Genomic DNA, 3966 nt, shown 5'->3' on the forward strand with positions numbered 1-3966 from the left:
AGCCGCCGCCGCTGAAGCCGCCGTCGCTGAAGCTGCTGCCGCTGAAGCTGCTGCCGCCGAAGCCGCTGCCGCCGAAGCCGCTGCCGCCGAAGCCGCTGCCGCCGAAGCCGCTGCCGTTGAGGCCGCTGCCGCCGAAGCCGCTGCCGCTGCCGAAGCTGCTGCCGAAGCTGCTGCTGCCGAAGCCGCCGCCGCTGAAGCCGCCGCCGCCGAAACCGGCGCCGCCGATGACTTCTATGGCATGTCGCTCGAGGAGCTCGAGGCGCTCACGTCGCCCGACGCGACGGCCCAGGCCGTCGAGCCCACGCTGCCGGTGTCCGATGAGCCGGTGATCGAGGCTTTCGTCGCCGAAGAGTTCGTCGTCGAAGAGCCGACGGTCGAAGCGCCCGCGATCGAAGAACCCGTGGCCGAGGCGCCGGAGGCCGAAGAGGCCGCCGCCGAGGAAATCGCCGCCGAAGCGGCCTTCGCCGAAGCGCCCGTCGCGGAGGAGCACGAAGCCACCGACTCCCAGGTCCCGCTCGCCGTGGACCCCGAGGATCCGGACGCCGCGCTCGACACCAGCGACCTCGACGTCGACCTGCTCGACATCTTCCTGGAAGAGTCCGGCGACCTGCTCGACCATTCCGACGGCCTGCTGGCCAGCCTGCGCGACAACACCCACGACCGCGAGCTCGTGGTCGGCCTGCAGCGCGACCTGCACACGCTCAAGGGCGGCGCCCGCATGGCGGGCATCTTCCCGGTGGGCGAACTGGGCCACGCCATGGAGTCCCTGCTCGAGGTGGTGGCCGAAGGCCGCCGCGAACTCGACCAGACCGGCGTCGTCGTGCTCGAACGCGCCTTCGACCGCCTGCACGTCATGGTCACCCGTGTCGGCGAGCGCAAGGCGATCGCGCTGCCGGCCAACCTGATCGCGCAGATCGACGCCCTGGCCAAGGGCAAGCCCCTGGCCGCCGGCGAGGCCGCCCCGGCCGAAGCCGCCGCGCCCCGCGGCCCGGCCACCGAAACCGCGCTCGACCGCAAGGCCGCCGCCGCCGAGGAAGCCGTCGCCGCGCGCGCCGTGCCCGCCTACACCGGTGCCGGCCTGGCCCCGCTGTCGGCGCCGATCGAAGGCCTGGGCGACGAGGAAGAGGGCGGCGGCGTCCGCGCGCCGCAGGAACAGGTGCGCATCCGCGCCGACCTGCTCGACCGCCTCGTCAACTACGCCGGCGAGGTCGCCATCTACCGCGCCCGCCTCGAGCAGCAGCTCGGCGCGTTCCGCAGCAACCTCGGCGAACTCGGCCAGACCACCACCCGCCTGCGCGAACAGCTGCGCAAGCTCGACATCGAAACCGAGGCGCAGATCATCGCGCGCTACCAGCGCGAGGGCGACACCAGCGAGGAGACCTTCGATCCGCTGGAGCTCGACCGCTTCACCACCCAGCAGCAGCTGTCGCGTTCGCTGTCCGAATCGGCCGCCGACCTGACCTCGCTGCAGGGTTCGCTCGACGACCTCGTGCGCCAGTACGAAACCCTGCTGCTGCAGCAGTCGCGCGTCAGCTCGGACCTGCAGGAAGGCCTCATGCGCACGCGCATGGTGCCCTTCGACGCGCTGGTGCCGCGCCTGCGCCGCGTGCTGCGCCAGTCGGGCAGCGAGACGGGCAAGCAGGTCAACCTCAAGGTCGACGGCGCCAGCGGCGAAATGGACCGCAACGTGCTCGACCGCATGACCGCGCCGCTGGAGCACATGCTCCGCAACGCCGTCGCCCACGGCCTCGAGGCGCCGTCCGACCGCAAGAAGGCCGGCAAGCCGGAAGAGGGCACCGTCCGCATCCAGGTGATGCGCGAAGGTTCCGAAGTGGTGCTCAAGGTCAGCGACGACGGCCGCGGCCTGGACAAGGAAGCGATCCGCCGCAAGGCCATCGAGCGCGGCCTGCTCAAGGCCGACGCCGAGGTGTCCGACCAGGCGCTGTACGGCTTCATCCTCGAGACCGGCTTCTCCACCGCCGCCTCGGTCAGCCGACTGGCGGGCCGCGGCGTGGGCATGGACGTGGTGTACAGCGAGATCCGCCAGCTCGGCGGCACGCTGATCATCGATTCGGAAGCCGGCAAGGGCTCGGTCTTCACCGTCCGCCTGCCGTTCACCCTGGCGGTCACCCAGGCGGTGTTCGTCAAGATCGGCGACACCAGCTTCGCGGTGCCCATCGCCTCGGTGCAGGGCGTGGGCCGCATCTCGCGCCAGGAGCTGGACAAGCAGCTGGCCGGCGAGAACCCGAGCTTCACCTACGCCGGCGAGTCCTACGCCATCCACGACCTGGGCCGCCTGATCGGGCATGCCCCGGCCAAGGCCCAGGACAGCCTGCAGATGCCGCTGCTGCTCGCCCGATCGGGCGACCTGCGCGCCGCCATCTGCATCGACCAGGTGCTGGGCAGCAAGGAAATCGTGGTCAAGCCGGTGGGCCCGCAGGTCAACTCGATCCCGGGCATCTTCGGCGCCACCATCATGGGCGACGGCCGCGTGGTGGTGATCCTCGACGTCGCGCCGCTGGTGCGCCGCCAGGCCACCACCGACCGCGAGGCCGAGCTGGCCGCCGCCGCGCCGGCCGTGGTCGCCCGCCGCATCCCGGCGGTGATGGTGGTGGACGACTCGATCACCATGCGCAAGGTCACCGGCCGCGTGCTCGAGCGCCACAACTTCGAGGTGCTCACCGCGAAGGACGGCGTGGACGCCATCGAGAAGATGGCCGAGCGCGTGCCCGACCTGATGCTGCTCGACATCGAGATGCCGCGCATGGACGGCTACGAGCTGGCCCAGAACATGAAGTCGGACCCGCGCCTGAAGGACGTGCCGATCATCATGATCACCTCGCGCACCGGCGACAAACACCGCCAGCGCGCCTTCGACATCGGCGTCAACCGCTACCTCGGCAAGCCCTACCAGGAAGTCGAGCTGATGCGGAACGTGTTCGAGATGCTGGGCATGGAGCCGGTCAATGGCTGAGTCCGTGGTCCGCGTCGCCCTGCTGGCGCGCCCGGGCGAGGCGCGCGACCAGCTGCGCCGTGCCCTGGCCGAACTCGGCGCCGAGCTGGTGGCCGAAGGCGATCCGGGCGAACTCGACCCCGCCGCGGTCGCCGGCCATTCGCCCTCGGTGGTGCTGGTGAGCCTGGAACCCGCCATCGAGGACGCGCTGGACCGCTTCGGCGACCTGTTCGCCATGCCCGGCGTCGAGGTCATGTTCGACGACGCGGAAGTCACCCGCCAGCTCGACGGTTGGGATCTCGCGCGCTGGGCCCGGCACCTGGCCGCCAAGCTGGTCGGCGGCGACCTGCTGCCACCCGTGCCCGGCGACGCCGACGCGCTGCCGGTGATGGACATGGCCCCCGAACCCGGCGCGCCCCCGACGCCCGCCGAGGTGATGGCGAACGAAAAGCTCGAGGACTACGCGGCCGAGTCGCTGGACCTGTCCGAGTGGGTGCCGACCCAGCCTTCGCTGGCCGACGAGCCCCAGCCGGAAGCCGCCGCCGCGCCCGCGCCGGCGGACGAGGAAGTGATCGACCTCGAACTCGACATCGGCGACCTCGAGCAGGCCCTGGGCCGCATCGACGCCGAAGTCGGCACCGAGCCCCGCGCGCCCGCCGCCGGGGAAGACCTGGAATTCGACGCCAGCGTGCTCGACATCGACCTCTCCGCGCTGCCCGAGGAGGGCGCGCGCATGGTGGTGGCCAACGAGCCCGCGCTCGACATCGAGGAACCGCTGCTGGCCGACGTCACGCTCAGCGACGAGCCGGTCAGTTTCTCCAGCTTCAGCGAAGACGAGGTGGCCGCGGCCTCGCACCTCGACGACGACGTCGCGGCCCTGGCCGCGCAGCTCGAGGCCTTCGAGGCCAACGACCAGCGTGAAACCGCGCGCGAGCCGGACTTCACCCTGGCTTTCGACGCCAAGGACGCCCCGGCCGCCGCGCCGGCGGCCAGCCCGGCCGCCGCCAAGCCGG

The 3966-nt window shown here is 71.7% G+C and carries 1 protein-coding gene and 1 pseudogene; both read left to right on the plus strand.

Annotated features, from left to right (window positions below):
- Positions 1-2974, plus strand: a 2974-nt coding sequence (locus N790_RS04300) for a response regulator (RefSeq protein WP_043801223.1), incomplete at its 5' end; no start/stop codon positions are given.
- Positions 2967-3966 (plus strand): annotated as a pseudogene (locus N790_RS15135) (hypothetical protein); the annotation flags it as partial. The gene N790_RS04300 and the pseudogene N790_RS15135, both read left to right, overlap by 8 nt.

Source organism: Arenimonas malthae CC-JY-1, from assembly GCF_000747075.1.
Classification (GTDB): Bacteria; Pseudomonadota; Gammaproteobacteria; order Xanthomonadales; family Xanthomonadaceae; genus Arenimonas; species Arenimonas malthae.